The 15,480-nt window shown below is 69.8% G+C and carries 15 protein-coding genes and 1 pseudogene; 11 read left to right on the top strand and 5 right to left on the bottom strand.

Annotation, left to right across the window (positions count from 1 at the left end; genetic code table 11):
• Nucleotides 1-9 precede the first annotated feature (9 nt).
• Nucleotides 10-405, top strand: a complete 396-nt coding sequence (locus tag ACGFWI_RS09115; protein ID WP_393905285.1) for a cellulase — start codon at nucleotides 10-12, stop codon at nucleotides 403-405.
• Nucleotides 406-1,387: 982 nt separating this feature from the next.
• On the top strand, nucleotides 1,388-2,698 hold the full coding sequence (secY, locus tag ACGFWI_RS09110; RefSeq protein WP_393905284.1) for a preprotein translocase subunit SecY: 1,311 nt from the start codon (nucleotides 1,388-1,390) through the stop codon (nucleotides 2,696-2,698).
• Between the two features lie 210 nt (nucleotides 2,699-2,908).
• On the opposite strand, the gene ACGFWI_RS09105 is transcribed toward secY, so the two are convergent.
• From ACGFWI_RS09105 to ACGFWI_RS09085, 5 genes and pseudogenes are all read right to left on the bottom strand, one after another.
• Entirely contained in the window at nucleotides 2,909-3,118 is a 210-nt protein-coding gene (locus ACGFWI_RS09105; protein WP_393905283.1) for a hypothetical protein, read from the bottom strand.
• 119 nt (nucleotides 3,119-3,237) lie between these two features.
• On the bottom strand, nucleotides 3,238-4,161 hold the full coding sequence (locus tag ACGFWI_RS09100) for a DUF2306 domain-containing protein (protein WP_393905282.1): 924 nt from the start codon (nucleotides 4,159-4,161) through the stop codon (nucleotides 3,238-3,240).
• 166 nt (nucleotides 4,162-4,327) lie between these two features.
• Nucleotides 4,328-4,573 (bottom strand): annotated as a pseudogene (locus ACGFWI_RS09095) (PadR family transcriptional regulator); the annotation flags it as partial.
• Between the two features lie 117 nt (nucleotides 4,574-4,690).
• A complete protein-coding gene (locus tag ACGFWI_RS09090) occupies nucleotides 4,691-5,308 on the bottom strand; it encodes a class I SAM-dependent methyltransferase (RefSeq protein WP_393905281.1) in 618 nt (205 codons plus the stop codon).
• A 144-nt stretch (nucleotides 5,309-5,452) separates the two neighbouring features.
• On the bottom strand, nucleotides 5,453-6,031 hold the full coding sequence (locus tag ACGFWI_RS09085) for a TetR/AcrR family transcriptional regulator (RefSeq protein WP_393905280.1): 579 nt from the start codon (nucleotides 6,029-6,031) through the stop codon (nucleotides 5,453-5,455).
• A gap of 371 nt (nucleotides 6,032-6,402) precedes the next feature.
• Here ACGFWI_RS09085 and ACGFWI_RS09080 point away from each other — a divergent pair, with 371 nt between their 5' ends.
• The 9 genes from ACGFWI_RS09080 (at nucleotide 6,403) to ACGFWI_RS09040 (ending at nucleotide 15,468) form a co-directional block, all read left to right on the top strand.
• Nucleotides 6,403-7,011, top strand: coding sequence for a (2Fe-2S)-binding protein (locus tag ACGFWI_RS09080; protein ID WP_393905279.1), 609 nt, complete (start codon nucleotides 6,403-6,405; stop codon nucleotides 7,009-7,011).
• Complete coding sequence (locus tag ACGFWI_RS09075; RefSeq protein WP_393905278.1) at nucleotides 7,008-8,000, top strand: FAD binding domain-containing protein; 993 nt, start codon at nucleotides 7,008-7,010, stop codon at nucleotides 7,998-8,000. The genes ACGFWI_RS09080 and ACGFWI_RS09075 overlap by 4 nt, the downstream gene beginning before the upstream one ends.
• Nucleotides 7,997-10,138, top strand: coding sequence for a xanthine dehydrogenase family protein molybdopterin-binding subunit (locus ACGFWI_RS09070; protein WP_393905277.1), 2,142 nt, complete (start codon nucleotides 7,997-7,999; stop codon nucleotides 10,136-10,138). The genes ACGFWI_RS09075 and ACGFWI_RS09070 overlap by 4 nt, the downstream gene beginning before the upstream one ends.
• A gap of 84 nt (nucleotides 10,139-10,222) precedes the next feature.
• Nucleotides 10,223-11,380, top strand: coding sequence for an XdhC family protein (locus ACGFWI_RS09065; RefSeq protein ID WP_393905276.1), 1,158 nt, complete (start codon nucleotides 10,223-10,225; stop codon nucleotides 11,378-11,380).
• Nucleotides 11,381-11,485: 105 nt separating this feature from the next.
• A complete protein-coding gene (locus ACGFWI_RS09060) occupies nucleotides 11,486-12,073 on the top strand; it encodes a GNAT family N-acetyltransferase (RefSeq protein WP_393905275.1) in 588 nt (195 codons plus the stop codon).
• Between the two features lie 218 nt (nucleotides 12,074-12,291).
• Nucleotides 12,292-12,789: a SigE family RNA polymerase sigma factor gene (locus ACGFWI_RS09055; protein ID WP_393905274.1), complete on the top strand. Its 498-nt coding sequence runs from the start codon at nucleotides 12,292-12,294 to the stop codon at nucleotides 12,787-12,789.
• Nucleotides 12,782-13,219: a hypothetical protein gene (locus tag ACGFWI_RS09050; protein ID WP_393905273.1), complete on the top strand. Its 438-nt coding sequence runs from the start codon at nucleotides 12,782-12,784 to the stop codon at nucleotides 13,217-13,219. Before ACGFWI_RS09055 ends, ACGFWI_RS09050 begins: the two co-directional genes overlap by 8 nt.
• 75 nt (nucleotides 13,220-13,294) lie before the next feature.
• On the top strand, nucleotides 13,295-14,602 hold the full coding sequence (locus ACGFWI_RS09045) for a mannosyltransferase family protein (RefSeq protein WP_393905272.1): 1,308 nt from the start codon (nucleotides 13,295-13,297) through the stop codon (nucleotides 14,600-14,602).
• Nucleotides 14,603-14,694: 92 nt separating this feature from the next.
• Nucleotides 14,695-15,468 carry a DUF72 domain-containing protein gene (locus ACGFWI_RS09040; RefSeq protein ID WP_393905271.1) on the top strand — a complete coding sequence of 258 codons (774 nt, stop codon included), beginning with the start codon at nucleotides 14,695-14,697 and terminating at the stop codon, nucleotides 15,466-15,468.
• Nucleotides 15,469-15,480 lie beyond the last annotated feature (12 nt).

Here is a 15,480-nt window from a genome sequence, read left to right as displayed (position 1 = left end):
GGAGACATCATGGAAGACTTCGAACACGAACTCGCGCGGATGATGCGCGATACGCAGGCAAACGCCCCCTTTGAGGACCAGCACCGGCAGCGGCTGCAATCTGGGGTCCGTGCCCGTCGGCGTGCCCGGACGGTCTGGATGGCCACCGGCTCGGCGCTGACGATCGCCGGGCTCGGCGTCGGGCTGGAAGTCCTGCCGAGCGCTTCCGCTCAAGGCGGGCCCACCGTTCCTCATCACCAACCCACCTCCACGACCGCGCCGGTCCCCATTCCGACCCGCACCTGCACGACCGTGCCGGTCCCCATTCCCACCCACACCTCAACGACCGTGCCGGTCCCGATCCCCACCCGCACCTGCACGACCGCGCCAGCCCCGCTCCCGACCCACACCACAACGACCAAGTAGCGCTGGCCAAGGTTCGGGCTATGGCGCAGGAGCGGACGGTAATGGCAGGAATGCCGAGACCAAGGCGCGGGGATCTTGGAGCGGCATCGACCCGCTGGCGGAGCAGCCTGAGGCCAAACTGACAGCGCGCGCCCGGGATGGAGGAGAGGGAGCGGGAGTGCCGTAAGCACGCTTCGAAACTCGCCGCTTACCTGCGCGACTCCGTTCCACAGCGGCATTGGCTCCGGGTCGAGGAGCACCTCGCCCCATGCGAACGCTGCGCCGCACTGCTGCTGGAGCTTCGAGTCGACCACCACCGACCGCCCGCCGACCGGCAGATCCGCGAGCCACCGGTGATATCCGTGTTCCCGCCGCGTCGGTTGCCCACGCCCGCGACCAGGTCACCGGGCCGCAGCGGGTCAGGCCACTACCCGAACCAACTTCCCGTCGACATCCACATGCTGGCACCTACGGCAGCAACTATCTGACGGAACACGATCACCAGAATCTCCACATCAGCAACAACGACGCTGCCACGGTGCCTGTTGGCCCCACCGCAACCGCGCAGCCGTTTAATTCACAGGCAACCAGCCACTGAGATGGTCGCCGCTGGCGAAGGCGCCAACCAAGAGATCGCGATGCGGTTCCGCTATCAATGACGTGCCCAGCGCCACGAGTTCCATGACTTCACGTCAGTCTTGACTGCACTCAGAAACGTTCTCTTGGCCAGCGGCGACAGCTGCCTGCAACTGGAATATTGAGGCGCATCCAGATTGGCGGAAGCCATTGGCGATCAGTCCGCGAAGACAACCATGCTCGACTCAACTCTTACCCGTGCTCCTTGTGGGACTGATTACTTCAGGAACCGAATGACCGTACCCCAGCGAGCCGCCGTTAACGGATGCTCCGACCACCGAGGTGGAAGCAACTCGTTGGGCAAGGACAGTCGGGAATCAGCAGCAAATGCTCTATCAACTTGCGAGAGTAAGGACGATTTGAAAAAGTGCCTACCGTATTCGTCAGGGTTTTCAAAGCGCCCGGTCTTCGCAAAAAGATACTCTTCACGCTGGGAATCCTTCTTCTCTATCGGTTGGGGCAGAACGTCCCGGTCCCCGGGGTGGATTACCGGAGCGTTACGCAGTGCATCAAGGGGGGTGTCGGCAACGACGGCCTCTTCGGGCTGATCAACACGTTCAGCGGTGGTGCGCTACTGGAGCTCACCATCTTCGCCCTGGGGATCACGCCGTACATCACGGCGAGCATCATCCTTCAACTGCTGACGGTGGTCATTCCGCGTCTGGAGGCGCTGAAGAAGGAGGGGCAGGCGGGCACTGCGAAGATCACCCAGTACACCCGGTATCTGACGCTGGGCCTGGCAGGGCTCCAGGGCGCCGCCTTGGTGGCCAAAGTCCAAAGCGGTGGGCTCTTCCCCACCTGCCAGGTCCGCGCCCAGATCGTCCCGGACACTTCGATCTTCCGGACCTCCGTCATGGTCATCACCATGACCGCCGGCACCGCCGTAGTGATGTGGCTCGGAGAACTCATCACCGACCGCGGCATCGGCAACGGCATGTCAATCCTGATGTTCACCTCCCTCGCAGCCAGCTTCCCGGCCAACCTGGGGGGGATCAAGAAGTCGGGTAAAATCCTGGGCGGCTGGGGCGAGTTCGCCATCGTGATCGTGGTCGGCCTCTGCATGGTTTGCCTCGTGGTCTTCGTCGAGCAGGGGCAGCGTCGGATCCCGGTCCAGTACGCAAAACGAATGATCGGCCGCCGTTCATACGGCGGCACTTCGACCTACATCCCGCTGAAGGTGAACCAGGCGGGTGTAGTTCCCGTCATCTTCGCCTCATCACTGCTCTCCATCCCCAGTTTGATCGATCTCGGCGGCAACTCGGCGTCAGGATGGGCCCGGTGGATCGCCACCAACCTCGCCAGAGGTGACCAACCAATCTATCTGACACTTTACTTCCTGCTGATCGTCTTCTTCGCGTTCTTCTACGTCGCCATCTCCTTCACCCCCAAAGAAATTGCCGACAATATGAAGAAGCATGGCGGGTTCATTCCCGGTATCCGGGCTGGCCGACCCACGGCTGACTACCTGGGCTACGTGCTCAACCGGATCACCTGGCCGGGAGCGCTCTACCTGGGGCTGATCGCCCTTGTGCCCACAGCGGCACTGGTGCTGTTCAACGGCAGCAATTTCCCGTTCGGCGGCACGAGCATCCTCATTATCGTGAGCGTCGGTTTGGAGACCGTGAAGCAGATCGAGAGTCAGCTCCAGCAGCGCAATTACGAAGGGTTCCTGCGCTGACGCGCATTGTCCTGGCTACGATGGCCACCGTAGCCAGGACGAACAATCGCGGAATGCCGACTCAACCTCGCTCTTTCAGAGGGGGAGCTGTCCGAGTCTCGGCCAGAAGAGCGGCGGGCGCATTCCTCCTCCTGCGGCAACAGGACTTGCTGAGGGGTCCGTTGACTGTGAGGAACGAAGCACTTTCCAGGTGAAGAAGCGTCTTGGGTCCTACCCGTGTGTCCGCGTTGAGGACTTCCAGGCACCGAAGGTGCGGCCGGTGAGACTCACGGCCGCCAGGAGCGCGCCGACCACGATGCTGATCACCCCCACGGTGGTGGCCAGCATCGCCGTTCCCGGGGTCAGTTGGCGGCCACCGGGCTCCGAGGAGAGCCGGACCTCGGGTTCGGTGGTGCCGGGCACGTCCGTGTCGTCAGTCATCTGTGCTCCGTCTCCAGGCGGGCGGTTCCGTCAAGTTCCCTGAAATCATGTGGACTTACGTGGCCTGATGGCCTGATGGCCTGATGGCCCGTGGGCACTGGGGCCACGTGCCTCAGCGGCTACGCGAGCTGCGAGGGAGCCGGGCGGGTGCGGGGGGCCGCGGCCAGGTCTTGCCTCTTGACCAGTTCGCGGCCGTACATGACGCGCAGGCTGACCACGGTGTTCGCGGCGAACGCCAACATGCCGCAGCCGATGGTGACTCCGGCGGACAGCGCCGTCTGCCGGTCGAGGCCCAGGTACTGCTCGAACGGCAGCGCCGCGGAGGCCGAGAGCGCGGGTGCCAGGCACAGGGCGGTCAGGTGCAGGCGCCACTCCTCGCGCGCCCAGCTTCTGCCTTCCAGGGCCGCGTGTCGCTGGCGCACGGACATGACGAGGTATGTCGCGGCGTACGGGATCAGGTACGCGAGGAGCAGGCGCCGGCCCTCGGCGCCCCAGCCCAGATAGGACCTGGTGATCCACGCCAGGGCGACCGCGCCGGCGAGATGTGCCGCGGCGAGCACCGGCATGGGCGCCCACGTCCCGGCCACCCCCGGAACCGTCACCCGCCTGTCCCTCGCGCGGGAGGCGGCCAGCGCGCCGAAGGCGACCACGGAGCCGAGGTGCATGATCGCGACCCGGTTGATGTCCTCCATCGGCAAGCCGGGCAGCAACCGGGGGAGCGCGCCCCATTCAAGGCGCAGCAGTGGTGCGGTCATGAGGAAGCCGTAGCAGAGCAGCATCCACCGCTGGTGCAGGTCGGGGAAGCGCCCGACGGCGGCGAAGATGCCGAACGTCACGCTCAGCACGGTGCCGACCAGGATGGTGGTGAGCACGATCCAGAACGCCGCCCCGCTGAACGCGTCGCCCGGCGCGGTGCGCACCAGATAGAGCGCGGCGCCCGCCATCGAGACGTACACGGTCAGCGCGAACACCACCCCCATGGCACGGTGCAGCCGGATGCGCCGCCGTACCGCCGAGAGCAGCTGGACCGGCCCGAGCAGCATCAGTGCGCCACCCAGGACCGAATGCGTCCGCGAGTGTACGGTGATGGTCGTCGAGCTGAACCGGAGCAAGTACCTCCGGACGGGCGCCGAACCACAGCTTCAGGATGCCGCGCTCGCGCGCTTCGACCGGTACGAAGGCCGGGTCGGCGAGCCACTCCGCCAAGGCCGCCCGGCCCGCCGCGGTCAGCTTTATCAGCCGCCGGTTCCGCCCGCCCGACTGCCGGACCTCCGACAGCAGGCCCGCCTCCACGAGACGGTCGCACTGCGCGTATACCTGCGCATGCGGCATCGACCAGAACGGCGCCACCGTGCGGGCGGCCTCGACCTTCACGTCGTACGGACTGGCCTCGCCCAGCTTGTCGATGATGCCGAGCACGAGGAACGAGGGCGTGGTCAACCGGGCGTCAGCCATGCCCGTGACCGTATCGCGGTGGCCGGTCCGGGAGCCGGGCTGCCCTGGATGAGCCGATCCTGTGGTCACCGGGCGGCGATACGTGTCCCTCCGGGGAAGGACCTGCTGCGGCGGCCTTCAGCGCACGGCTTTGAAGGCGACGAGGCTCCGCAAATCGCTACGGGTCACGTCGGTGAAGAGTGTCCGCAGCGCATGCTCGATGCGGTCGAGTTTGTCATCGGGCAGGCGCAGTCGCCGGGTCAGGGGGCCCGGGGACGTACCGCCGTGCCATGCGATCACCACCGCACCGCCGGGACGTACGACGCGGTGCAACTCCCGGAGCCCGGCCTCCAGGTCCGGCCAGATGCCCACGTTGTTGACCGACACGACGCGGTCCGTGCTCTCCTCGGCGAGGCCGGTGTGATCCGCCGTGCCGAGGTCCAGGACGACCCGGCCGGTGCGGACCGCACCGCGGTTGGCCCTGGCAGCGGCATGGCGCATCTCGGGTGAGGGGTCCACGCCCCGGATGACGGCCGCCTCGGTCCGGTCGGCCAGCAGCCGCACCAGCCGGCCGGGGCCGTACCCCACCTCCAGAACCGTGTCGCCCGGCTGGACGTCGAGGACGTCGAGCAGGTCGTCCTGTCTGTTGGTCCACCGCATGAACCGCCCGGCGAGGCGCCCGGCCGTGCCGCTGGGGCGCGCGAACGGCGAGGCGACAGGCCGGTCATCGGCCCACGAACGCAGAGGTGTGTCCATACCGGCAGGATGCCGCACCTCGTGAACCGGCGCGCCGACGCCCCCGGGAACGTCCCCCGCGTGACCGAATCCTTGGCTCGACGACGGGTCAGGTCTTCCGCGAGAGTCTCGCGGCCGACCTCGCGGTGAGCGGGGGTGCGTGGGTCACGCTCCGGGAGCGCCGGCGCGCAGCCCGTCCATGACGAGGTCCAGGAGCCGTCCGGCGCGCGATTGCCAGTCACCGTGTGGATCGATCTGCCAGAGGCCGGCGATGGCGAGTACGAAATCGTCGGGGGTCACTCCTGGACGGATGGTGCCGGCCTCCTCGTTCGCCTTCAGCAGGAGGGTGACGGCTGAGGTGACGGGACCGTGTCCCAAACTGGCCAGGGCGTTCTGTTTGCTGGTGGCCCTGCGCATCGCGTCGGCCAGGCCGGCTTTGGCCATGGCGTACTGGGCGAGGCGGTCCATCCACTCCCGCAGGGCCTGGTCGGGTGTGCGGATCTCCAGCAACTGGGTCGCGGTGTCGGCGACCTGCTGGACTTCGTAGCGGTAGACCTCCAGGACCAGTGACTCGCGGTTGGGGAAGTGGCGGTAGAAGGTCCCCTGCCCGACGCATGCCTTCTTCGCGATCGAGCTCAGCGGGGCGTCGGCCGACTGCGTCAGCTCCGCGAGGGCCACTTCCAGGATGCGGTCGCGATTCCGTTGCGCGTCCGAGCGCAGTGGCGCGTCCTTCTTCTGCTGCACTCGTCCTCCTTCCGGAATCCACGGATGGCCAGCCTTGCTAACCGGACAACTGTCCGGTAGGTTACGAAGGTAATGGACAGTTGTCCGCTTAGGTCCACCATAGCTGCAGATGCGGCCGCTATGAACGACCGGCAGCCACCATGACCTGCTTTCTCGTCCAGCGCCTACGCCGTCGGCGCCCGAGCTGACGGCGCTCCGCACCACACCGTCTCCTCCTCGACCGTCTTCCGAACTTTGACTCCGGGACCGCCTCGTCCGGCCCTCCCGCTCCCGCGTGACAGGGACCGCTCGACCAGCGGTTCGACCACGTCGGCATCAGGGTCCGTGCCCCGACGCCCGCCGCGCCTCACATACGCGAAAGAAGGCTGATCATGGCCCTATCGACGTCCAGCGCCATCACCCTGAACATCAACGGCGAGAAACACACGCTGCCCGTCGACCACCGCACCACTCTGCTCGACGCGCTGCGCGAGAAGCTCGATCTGACAGGTACGAAGAAGGGCTGTGACCACGGCCAGTGCGGGGCCTGTACGGTGCTGCTCGACGGGCGCCGGGCCGTCTCGTGCCTGCAGCTCGCGGTGGCCGCCGAGGGGCGCGTGATCACCACCATCGAGGGCGTGGCGGAGGGCGAGCGGCTGCATCCCGTGCAGCAGGCGTTCCTCGACCTGGACGGCTACCAGTGCGGCTACTGCACACCGGGGCAGATCTGCTCCGCGATCGCGGTGATCGAGGAGCATGCGGCGGGCTGGCCGAGTGCCGTGACCGATGACGTGCGGCCCGAGGCGGGAGTGCCGACGCTCACCGCCGAGGAGATCCGGGAGCGGATGAGCGGCAACCTGTGCCGCTGCGGCGCATATGTGTCGATCGTGCAGGCGGTCGCGCAGGCGGCGGCCGCTGGGCCGCAGTCCCCTCCCGCACCGCGGCACGAAAGCGGCTCCTCCGAGGCTGCCGGCACGGACGACGTGGAGATGACGGCATGAGGGAATTCGGCTATCAGCGCGTCTTCGACGTCCCCGGTGCGGTCGCCCTGCTCGGCTCCGATCCCGATGGGCGCTGCCTCGGCGGCGGCACCAATCTCGTCGACCTGATGAAGGCCGGGGTGGAACGGCCCGCGCTGCTCATCGACGTACGTGAACTTCCCCTCGGCCGGATCGAGGTGACGGACGGCGGCGGTCTGCGCATCGGTGCGACCGTCACGAACAGCGAGCTCGCCGCCCATCCCGAAGTGCGGCGCCACTACCCGGCGTTGGCGCAGGCCGTGCTGTCCGGCGCCTCGGGGCAGCTGCGCAATATGGCCACGATCGGCGGGAATCTGCTCCAGCGTACCCGCTGTGGCTACTTCACCGACTCGGCCAAGCCGTGCAACAAGCGGGTCCCCGGCAGCGGCTGTCCCGCCATCGAGGGCGAACACCACAACCATGCGATCCTCGGCGCCTCCGAGCACTGTGTGGCCATCCACCCGTCGGACATGGGGGTGGCGCTCACCGCCTTCGATGCCGTCGTCGAGTACGAAACCGCGGACGGACCGGGGGAGTTGCCGCTGGCGGAGTTCTATCTGCCCGTGGCGGACACCCCGTATCTGGAGACGGCGCTGCCACCCGGCGCGCTGATCACCGGTATCGCCCTGCCGCCGGCTCCGGTCGCCGCGCACTCCCGCTACCGGAAGGTGCGCGAGCGTGCGTCGTACGCCTTCGCGATCGGCTCGATCGCCGCGGCCCTCGATGTCCAGGACGGCGTGGTACGCGAAGTGCGCCTCGCCTTCGGCGCGGTCGCGTCCCGGCCGTGGCGGGCCCGGGAGGCCGAGCGGGTGCTGACCGGGGGACCGGCGGACGCCGCCGCGTTCGCCGCCGCCGCGGACGCCGAGCTGGCAGCCGCCGAGACGCTGCCCCACAACGGATACAAGGTGACGCTGATGCGCAACCTCGTCGTGGCCCTGCTGACCGAACTCACCGAGGAGGCCGCCCGATGACCACGACGACCGGAACGAGCGCGGTGACGAGGGCCGTCGGTATCGCGCACACCCGCATAGAGGGCCGGGACAAGGTCACCGGAACGGCACGGTACGCGGGGGAGATCCCCTTCGCCGAACTCGCCTATGGCTGGCTGGTGTTGTCGACCATCGCCCGCGGCCGCATCCGCTCCGTGGAGTCCGATCCCGTCCTGGCCATGCCCGGCGTCCTCGCCGTCCTGCACCATGGCAACGCCCCCCGTGTCGACGGGAACTACACCGGCATGTTGGGGCGGCCCGACCCCACCCTCCTGGTCTTCCAGAGCGACCGCGTGCCCTCTGCGGGCTGGCCGGTGGCGCTGATCGTCGCCGAAACGTCCGAGCAGGCCCGGGAGGCCGCCGAGGCGCTGGTGGTCCGGTACGACCAGGAGCCGCACGACGTGGCGTTCTTCGCCGGACGCCCCGGTACGTACACACCGGAGGGTTCCCCCGGCGCACAGTCGGAGACGGAGAAGGGCGACGTTCAGGCCGAACTCGCCGCGTCCGCCGTCGTCGTGGACGCGGAGTACACCACACCGGAAGAGCACCACAGCGCGTTGGAGCCGCATGCGGCGACGGCTCATTGGGACGGCGGACGTCTCGAAGTCGTCGACTCGAATCAGGGCAGCATGTGGGTGGCGGAGGAGCTCGCGAAGCTGTTCTCCCTCGATCCGGCCTCGGTACGCGTGCGCTCGGAGCATGTCGGCGGCGCCTTCGGGGCCAAGGGGGTCCGCCCCCACCAAGTCTGCGCCGTGATGGCCGCGACCCTCCTCCACCGCCCGGTCCGGGTTGTCCTGACCCGCCGTCAGACCTTCTCGCTCGTCGGCTATCGGAGCCCGACGGCGCAGCGGGTCAGGCTCGGCGCCGATGCCGACGGGCGGCTGCGTGCCTTCGACCATCAGGCCCAGAGCCTCACCTCGACGGTGCACGAATTCGTCGAGCGGAGTGCCGAGCCGGGGCGCGTGATGTACGACGCCGACGCGCACCACACCGTGAACCGCCTGGTGAAGCTCGATGTGCCCACTCCGACCTTCATGCGCGCACCGGGCGAGGCGCCCGGCTCGTTCGCGCTGGAGTCCGCGCTCGACGAGCTCGCCGAGAAGTGTGGTATCGATCCGATCGCGCTGCGCGCACGCAACGAGCCGGACGCGGGGCCGGTCTCCGGCCTGCCGTTCAGCAGCCGCAATGTGCTCACCTGCTTCCAGGAGGGCGCCCGCCGGTTCGGCTGGGCGGACCGGGACCCGCGCCCCGGCACGCGCCGCGACGGGCGCTGGCTGCTCGGTACCGGCACGGCCGCGGCCTCGTTCCCTTCGAGGGCCATTCCGTCCACGGCCGCCGTGACGGCGGAGGCGGACGGCACCTTCACCGTACGGATCACCGCGGCAGACGTGGGGACCGGAGCGCGGACGGCGCTGACCCTGATCGCCGCGGAGGCGCTGGAGGTGGCACCGGCGCGCATCCGGATGAAGATCGCCGACAGTGACTTCGGCCCGGCGATGATCGCCGGCGGCTCGATGGGCACCCGCTCCTGGGGCTGGGCGGTCACGGCCGCGGTGAGCGAGCTGCGGGAGCAGCTGGCCCTGGGCGGTGACATCCCGCCGCAGGGGATCACGGCACGGTCGGACACCGGCGCGGCCATCGGCGCGCTGGCGAACAAGGAACGGCACTCCTTCGGGGCGCAGTTCGCCGAGGTCGCGGTGGATGTGACCAGCGGTGAGGTCCGCGTACGGCGGATGCTCGGCATCTTCGCCGCGGGCCGGATCATCAACCCGCTGACCGCACGCAGCCAGCTCATCGGCGGAATGATCTGGGGCCTTTCCATGGCGCTGCACGAGGAAGCGATCAGGGACCAGGCGTCGGGCGGCCATGTCGGCGCCGACCTCGCGGGCTACCACTTCGCCGCGAACGCCGACGTACCGCTCATCGAGGCGGACTGGGTGGACGATCCGGACCCGGACGACCCGGTCGGGATCAAGGGCATCGGCGAGATCGGAATCGTGGGAGCCGCGGCGGCCATCGCCAACGCGGTCCGGCATGCGACCGGGGTACGCCACCGGGATCTGCCGATCCGCCCGGACCGTGTCCTGCTGGCGGGAACCGGGGGCAACGGGACCGGCTGAGCCCGCCCGGACGTCCGGGGCTCGGCACCCGTCCCGCCGGGCAACGGCCTGCGCACCAGGCCCGCACACCAAGAGGAGACCGAGATGCTCGACATCGCCGACGAGTTGAACCGATGGATGGAGGAGGGGCGGGACTTCGCCGTCGCCACCGTCGTGGCCGTCGCCGGCAGCGCACCGCGCAACCCTGGCGCGGCCCTCGCCGTCGACAGCCGGGGCGTGGTCATCGGCTCGGTCTCCGGCGGCTGTGTGGAAGGGGCGGTGTACGACCTGTGCACCCAGGCGCTCCAGGACGGCGGGACGGTCGTCGAGCAGTTCGGCTACAGCGCCGAGGACGCCTTCGCGGTGGGACTGACCTGCGGCGGGGTGATCGAGGTCCTGGTCACGCCGGTACGGGCGGACGCACCGGGCAGAAAGGTGTTCGCGGCGGGGCTGTCGGCCGCCGCCCGGGGAGATTCGGCGGCAGTCGTCCGGGTGGCCCGGGGCCCGGCCGAACTGCTCGGCAGGGCACTGCTCGTCCACCCCGACGGCTCGTACGAAGGAGGTCTCGGCGGGCATCCGGAGCTGGACCGCACGGCGGTCGCGGAGACCCGCGCCCTGCTGGACGCCGGTCGCACCGCCGCCCTTGCCGTCTCGGAGAGCGGATCGCGCTGCGCGGCCGATCTGACACTGTTCGTCGAGTCGAGCGTGCCGCCACCCCGCATGATCGTCTTCGGCGCCATCGACTTCGCCGCGGCGCTGGTACGTACGGGCAAGTTCCTGGGCTACCACGTGACCGTGTGCGACGCCCGCCCCGTCTTCGCCACCCGGGTCCGCTTCCCGGAAGCCGACGACATCGTGGTCGACTGGCCGCACCGCTACCTCCAGCGCACCGCGACCGATGGCCGCACGGTCCTGTGCGTGCTCACCCACGACGCCAAATTCGACATTCCCCTGCTGCAGGAGGCCCTGCGGCTGCCCGTCGCCTTCGTCGGCGCGATGGGCTCACGCCGAACCCACGAGGACCGCAACCGCAGACTCCGCGAAGTGGGGGTCACCGACTCCGAACTGGCCCGCCTCCACTCGCCGATCGGGCTCGACCTCGGCGCCCGCACCCCCGAGGAAACCGCGCTGTCCATCGCGGCCGAGATCGTCGCGGCACGGCAGGGCGGCACGGGCGCCCCGCTGACCGGCTCGCGGACACCGATTCACCGGGACGGGGGCGAGGGGGGAAGCGGAGTGGCGGGGGCGTGGGCGGTGGCGTGAGTCGGCCATGCCCAGCCTGGTCCGTTGCCGTGACACCGATTTCGTCGTACGGCGGGCGGCAGCTCTCCCGGCGCTCTGCGCCAGGCCGTGGGACATGATGCGCTCATGACCTTGGCGATGGCACCCACGATCCCGGCCGGGACCCTCTCCCGTACCTCTCAACCCTCCCTCCCGTCGCACGACGGTGAGTTGCTGCTGCGGCCCTGGGAGGTGGACGACGCCCCCGCCCTGCAACGCGCCTTCCAGGACCGGACGATCCAGCGCTGGCACGTACACCATGTGACGTCGCCGGACGAAGCCCAGGAGTGGATCGCCGCCACCCACCGGTCCTGGCAGCAGGAGCAGGACGCTCAATGGGCCATCACCCGGGCCGACGACGGCGAGATCCTCGGCCGGGCGGCCCTGCGCCGGATGAACCTTGTCCACGGCCTCGCCGAGTGCGCTTACTGGGTCCTGCCGAACACCCGCGGGGCCGGCGTCGCCCCCCGCGCCGTCGCCACGGTGACCGCCTGGGCGCTGGACGAGGCCGGCTTCCACCGCCTCGAACTTGCCCACTCGGTCAGCAACGAGGCCTCCTGCCGGGTGGCCACCAAGTCGGGCTTCGCATGGGAGGGGACCCTGCGCGGCGCGCATCTGCAACAGGACGGCCGGCACGACACGCACCTTCACGCGCGGGTCCAGGGCGACGCCTGAGATCGGCCGTCGGCCGGTCGGACCGCCGGCGAAGGGCGCCTGCCGCACATAGCTGACACGCAGCCCCCGGCCGAGGGGCGGAGCTCGGCAGGGGCCGTGTGTCAGCTGCACCGTGGCCTGTGATGACGGTCACGCTGGAATCTTTGGGGCCGGTGTCGACCGGACGCCGTGTGCCAGGCGTATGCCTGGTGAGACCGAAAAGATCCGGGGAGTGGCTGTTGACCGTCGAGGAGTTCGAAGAGTTTTACGCGCAGACGGTCGCACGGCTGACCGGGCAGCTGTACGTGATGCTCGGCGATCAGCACGAGGCGCAGGATGTGGTGCAGGAGGCGTTCGCCAAGGGCTGGAGCCGGCGGCGTCAGCTCGACCGGAACGGTCAGCCCGAGGCGTGGATCCGCACGGTCGCCTGGCGTCTGGCGGTGAGCCGGTGGCGCGTACGGCGCCGTACCGCGGATGCGTGGCAGCGCAGCGGTGCCCCGCCGCATGTCGAGGGGCCCGGGCCGGAGTCCGTGGCACTGGTGGAGGCACTGCGGCAGCTGCCGGTCAAACAGCGTCGGACCATGACGCTGCACTACGTGTGCGACCTGACCGTCGAGCAGATCGCGGGTGAGACCGGGTTGTCCGCCAGCACCGTCAAGACGCATCTGGTCCGGGGCCGCACCGCGCTCTCCCTTCGTCTGCAGGACCCGCGTATTGAGGAGGCCCCCGGTGCCTGAACCCCATGACCTGCTGCGGTCGTTGTTCCAGGAAGCCGCCTCCACCGGACAGGCCCGTGCGCGGTTCGCGCCGGTCTCGCTCGTCACCCGGCGCGGGGAGCGGATGCGCCGGCGCCGGATCGCCGCGCTCGCCGCCGGCGCCTGCCTGGTCTTCGCCGGCACCGGTGCGGCCGCGGCCGTACTACTGCCCGGCCACTCGGGCACAAGTGTCCCGGCCGTCACGCCTTCTCCCTCCAAGCCGACTCCCACGCCGACCCCCGTACCGACGTCGTCCCGCAGCACCTCACCCGGGACCGGTGTGCCTGTTCCCGGCCGGACCTCAACGGAAGCGCCCACCACCGCGCCGCCCCGGACCGGCCAGGGCACTTCGGGAGCCTCCGCCACCGCCACGCACGGCGTGTCCCCGCCGTCCACCGCGCCACCGCGCTGACTCCTCCGCACCCTGACCCGGCGGTCGGCCGCCGGGTGGTCCCACACGCCCGAATCCCCAGCAGGAGATCCCGTCATGCCCGTTTTGTCGCCCCGCCTGCGCCGGAAGCATCCACCTCTCGCCGCCGGCCGCGTCGCCGGACCACAACGGCGATCGGCTCCGCCGCGCACGGTCGGTACCGCCATAGCGGCCGGCACGGTCGACCGCTCTCGTTCGCCCCACCCCGGGGATGTGGTCTCCCGCCGCCGACGATTCGTCCCGGGGCCGGCCGACCGTGAGGTGCTGTGGCTGTATCTGCTGACCCGGGTGGGGATCTGGACCACCGCCTACTGCACCCGGTGGCTGTTCCCCGACGACCGCAAGACCCCTCACGTGGCCGACTTCCTCGCGCCGTGGCAGCAGTGGGATTGGGGGCACTTCCTGCACATCGCCCGGGACGGTTACTTCCCCGGTCAGGCCGGGCCGTGGATGAACGGCTGGGACAACAGAGAAGCCTTCTTCCCCGGCTTCCCTCTTCTCCTGCGGGCCGTCCATACCGTCATCCCGCACTGGACCACGGCAGGCCTGCTGATCTCCTTTGTCTCCGGAGCCGTTGCCGTCCTGGCCCTCGCCCGGCTCACCCGGCTGCATCTGCCCGACGTGAACGCCGGTCAGCGCGCGGTCCTCTTCTTCCTGCTCTCACCGTGCGCGATATTCCTGGCGGCGGGGTACACCGAAGCGCTCTTCCTCGCGCTCGCCCTGCCGGCCTGGCTCGCCGCCCAGCGGCAGAACTGGCCCGCCGCAGCCGGTCTGGCCTGTCTGGCCACCAGCGTCCGCGTCAGCGGCCTCTTTCTCGCCGCCGCCCTCGCCGTCCACTTCGCCGTCACCGCCCGCACCCGTCGGCAGTGGCGCGCACTGCCCTGGCTGGCGCTGCCCGCACTGCCGGCCGTCGTCTACAGCTGGTATCTCCGGATCCACACCGGCGACTGGATGGCCTGGAAGCACGCCCAAGAACGCGGCTGGTACCGCGACTTCCACGCCCCCTGGGAAGCCTGGCAGAACACCTGGCATGCCGCCTTCGCCGAGTCACTGCCCACCGGGTACGCCCTGATGTCCCAGGCCGAACTCCTCGCCATGATCGCCGGCCTGCTGCTGGTCGGGGTGCTGGCCCGGCAGCGCCGCTGGCCGGAGGCCGTCTATGTCGGACTCAGCCTGTGGGCACTGGGCACCTCGTACTGGTACACCTCCATCCCCCGCGCCACGCTGCTGTGGTGGCCCCTGTGGGTGCTCCTGGCCGCATGGAGCCTGCGGAATCCGCGCGTGAAAACCGTGTATCTCTGCCTCGCGGCGCCGCTGATGACCGTCTTCGCCGTGACCTTCCTGTCGGGGCGCTGGGCCGGGTGAAGCGGTGTCCATGGTGCGGACGAGCTCCGCCGGCCGGTCCCCTACGAGCGACGGCTGATAGTCACCGCCCCGGACCGGGCAGGCATCCGGCCATGACCGTCCTCGTCGGTACCTCCGGCTGGCAGTACAAGGACTGGCGCGGTGTCCTCTACCCGACGGACCAGCCGCAGCGGCTGTGGCTGGAGGCGTACGCGCGGCAGTTCGCCACCGTCGAGAGCAACGCCGCCTTCTACCGGCTGCCCGAGGAGAAGACCTTCGCGAACTGGCGGGACCGTACCCCCGACGGGTTCGTGATGGCCGTCAAGGCCAGCCGCTATCTGACGCACATCAAGCGGCTGCGGGAGCCACAGGAGCCGGTCGGACGCCTGATGTCGCGCGCCGCCGCCCTGGGCCCGCGGCTCGGGCCCGTCCTGCTCCAGCTGCCACCCACGCTGCACGCGGACGCCGGGCTGCTGGACGCCTGCCTCGGCTGCTTCCCCGCCGGCGCGCGAGTGGCGGTCGAACCCCGCCACACCTCGTGGTGGACCACGGAGATCCGTGCCGTGCTGGAGCGGCGCAGCGCCGCGCTGTGCTGGGCGGACCGGGGCTCCCGGCCCGTGACGCCCCTCTGGCGGACCGCCGACTGGGGGTATCTGCGCTGCCACGGCGGCCGTGCGGAACCCGAGCCCCGCTACGGCAGGCAGGCGCTCACCACCTGGGCACGACGGATCGCCGACACCTGGCCGGACCGGGCCGACGTGTACACGTACTTCAACAACGATGTGGGTGGGGCGGCTGTCCTCGACGCCGTCCACTTCGCCCGTGCCGTCTCGGCCGCCGGCCGCTCCGTGAGCCGTACGCCGTCCGGGCGTGCCTCCGCCCCCTGACCGCGGGGCCGG

The sequence above is a fragment of the Streptomyces sp. NPDC048434 genome (genome assembly GCF_043200375.1).
Taxonomy (GTDB): Bacteria; Actinomycetota; Actinomycetes; order Streptomycetales; family Streptomycetaceae; genus Streptomyces.
Note: the sequence above shows the minus strand (reverse complement) of the source record. Positions and strands in the feature narration are given on the sequence as shown.